Source organism: Streptomyces colonosanans, assembly GCF_001866645.1.
GTDB classification, from domain to species: domain Bacteria; phylum Actinomycetota; class Actinomycetes; order Streptomycetales; family Streptomycetaceae; genus Streptomyces; species Streptomyces colonosanans.
The window spans coordinates 1-1,332 of record NZ_MLYP01000108.1; the positions used below are offsets into that span (position 1 = coordinate 1).

Here is a 1,332-nt window from a genome sequence, read left to right on the forward strand (position 1 = left end):
TTCTTCGAAGGACCCACGGTCGAGCGGCTGGCTGAGAGGCTGGCCGCGGAGGGAGGCACGGCTCAGGCCGCTCTCACCCCGAGGCCCCGCCCCGCCAACCCGCCTCTCTCTCCCGCCCAGCGCGGACTGTGGCTCCTCAACCGCATCCAGGGATCGGCGGCCACCTACAACGTGCCCATTGCCCTGCGGCTCACCGGCCGCTTGGACCGGGCAGCCCTGGCGGCGGCCATCGGTGACGTGGTCGCGCGCCACGAGAGCCTGCGCACGCTGTTCTTGGAGAATGCCGACGGCACCCCGTATCAGAAGGTGCTGGACGCGGAGGAGGCTGTGATCTCCCTGCCCGCGATGGAGATCGCAGAGGAGAGCGTGGCGGCGGCGGTAACGGACATTGTAGCCCAGGGCTTCGACCTGAGCGTTGAAGTCCCGGTGCGGGTGCGGCTGTTCGCGGTGGCGGAGGAGGTGCACGTGCTGGTGGTGGTGTTGCATCACATCGCCGGTGACGGCTGGTCGATGGCTCCGTTGGCGAGGGATGTGGCGTGGGCTTACGAGGCGCGGATCGACGGGAAGGCTCCCGAGTGGGAGCCGCTGCCGGTGCAGTATGCGGACTACGCGCTGTGGCAGCGAGACCTGCTCGGCGACGACTCCGACCCAAACAGCCTGATGAGTAGGCAGGTCGCCTACTGGCAGGAGCAACTTGATTCTCTGCCTGACCAGTTGGAGCTGCCCTTCGACCGGCCTCGCCCGGCCGTCGCCTCTCATCGCGGCGACCACTTGGTGTTCGAGCTCGACGCGGAGGTGCACCGAGGCCTCGTCGCGCTGGCCCGGGAGTCGGGTGCGAGTGTGTTCATGGTGGTGCAGGCGGCGCTGGCGACTTTGCTGTTCCGGATGGGTGCGGGGACAGACGTCCCGATCGGTTCGCCGGTGGCGGGGCGTACGGATGAGGCTCTGGAGGACCTCGTCGGGTTCTTCGTGAACACGCTGGTGTTGCGGACGGATGTGTCGGGTGACCCGACGTTCCGTGAGTTGGTGGAGCGGGTGCGTGAGACGGACCTGGGGGCCTTTGGGAACCAGGATGTTCCGTTCGAGCACCTGGTGGAGGTGCTGAACCCGGTCCGGTCGATGTCCCGGCACCCCCTGTTCCAGGTGATGTTGACCTTCCAGAACAACGCCCAGGCGGACTTTCGGCTGCCCGGACTGTCGTTCACCGGTGAGCCGACCGGCTACGGCACCGCGAAGTTCGACCTCCAGCTGAGCGTGCACGAGCAGCAGGACAGGGAAGGCAGCCCGGCGGGGCTCGTCGGGGTCTTCGAGTTCGCTACTGATTTGTTTGAT

1 protein-coding gene is annotated in these 1,332 nt (G+C 67.3%); it reads left to right on the forward strand.

Annotated features, from left to right (window positions below; all coding sequences use genetic code 11):
* Nucleotides 1-1,332, forward strand: a 1,332-nt coding sequence (locus tag BIV24_RS29670) for a condensation domain-containing protein (protein ID WP_245767000.1), incomplete at both ends; no start/stop codon positions are given.